The 948-nt window shown below is 66.9% G+C and carries 1 protein-coding gene; it reads left to right on the top strand.

What is annotated here, in order from left to right:
* The first annotated feature begins 321 nt into the window (after positions 1 to 321).
* Positions 322 to 942 (top strand): VOC family protein, encoded by a 621-nt coding sequence (locus CFP71_RS36840; protein WP_093938537.1) that lies wholly within the window; start codon positions 322 to 324, stop codon positions 940 to 942.
* Positions 943 to 948 lie beyond the last annotated feature (6 nt).

Here is a 948-nt window from a genome sequence, read left to right as displayed (position 1 = left end):
CCGACTGGTGAAGTCGCGTATTCAACTGTCGCGGGTTCTCTCGAAGTTGTCGCGGTGAGTGATCGCCGGGGGCATACCGGCGCCATGTGGCACCGGCCTGTGCGGCGAGCCGGGTTGTAGTGGCGTCGTGGTAGCCGAGGACGAGGATGGCTTGACGGCGGTGTACCACGGCGAGCCGAACGCGGACATGGCTGTGGTCGACGACCACTGAGCGCGTTCAACTGTCCGGTGTGGCACCCAACCTGATCAGTTGGTGGGGCCTCGTGGACTGACCGGCAATTCCTTTGCCACGCACCCCCGCCCTGTGCGAGAAAGTGCATCGTGACCGACGACATCCGCCCGCCTGGTGCGTTCTGCTGGTTCGATCTCAAGACCCGGGACGTACCCGGGACGGCAGTCTTCCTGTCAGGCGCGCTCGGCTGGGAGACCGCCGAGCCGGCCGGTCTGCGTGCGGCGTTGGTGCTGACTCGCGACGGATATCCCGTCGGCAGCCTCAGCGATCTCGCCAACCCCATCTATCGCCCGGATCTACCGGAACATGTCGCTTGGTATGTCGCGGTGGACGACGTCGAAGCGCGGATCGCCGCAGCTGAGCTGGCCGGTGCGGCGATCGTCCTGGCACCGTTCGAGGTTCCCGGTCAGGGACGGATGGCGACACTCGTGGACCCGTTCGGTGCGGCGATCTCCCTGTGGGAGCCGACCGGGTTCAGCGGCTGGACGTTCCCTAGGGGCACCCTGGGTGCTCCCTTCGCTCCGGCTCATGCCGGACCCGAACCCGGTGACGCCGCGGCGTTCTATCGGACCGCCGGGCTCAGCGACGACGACGTGGTGTTCGAGCGTGCTGCGGGACCGGCCGAATGGAGACTCCGGGTACATGGCCCAGACCTGCCGGTGACCACGCCCGGAGAGATCACCATCTATCCGGCGGAGCGGGTTTTGTAGGTTCCC

Source organism: Amycolatopsis thailandensis (assembly GCF_002234405.1).
Lineage (GTDB): Bacteria > Actinomycetota > Actinomycetes > Mycobacteriales > Pseudonocardiaceae > Amycolatopsis > Amycolatopsis thailandensis.
The sequence above is the reverse complement of the archived record's forward strand: the minus strand, read 5'-3'. Positions and strand labels throughout refer to the sequence as shown.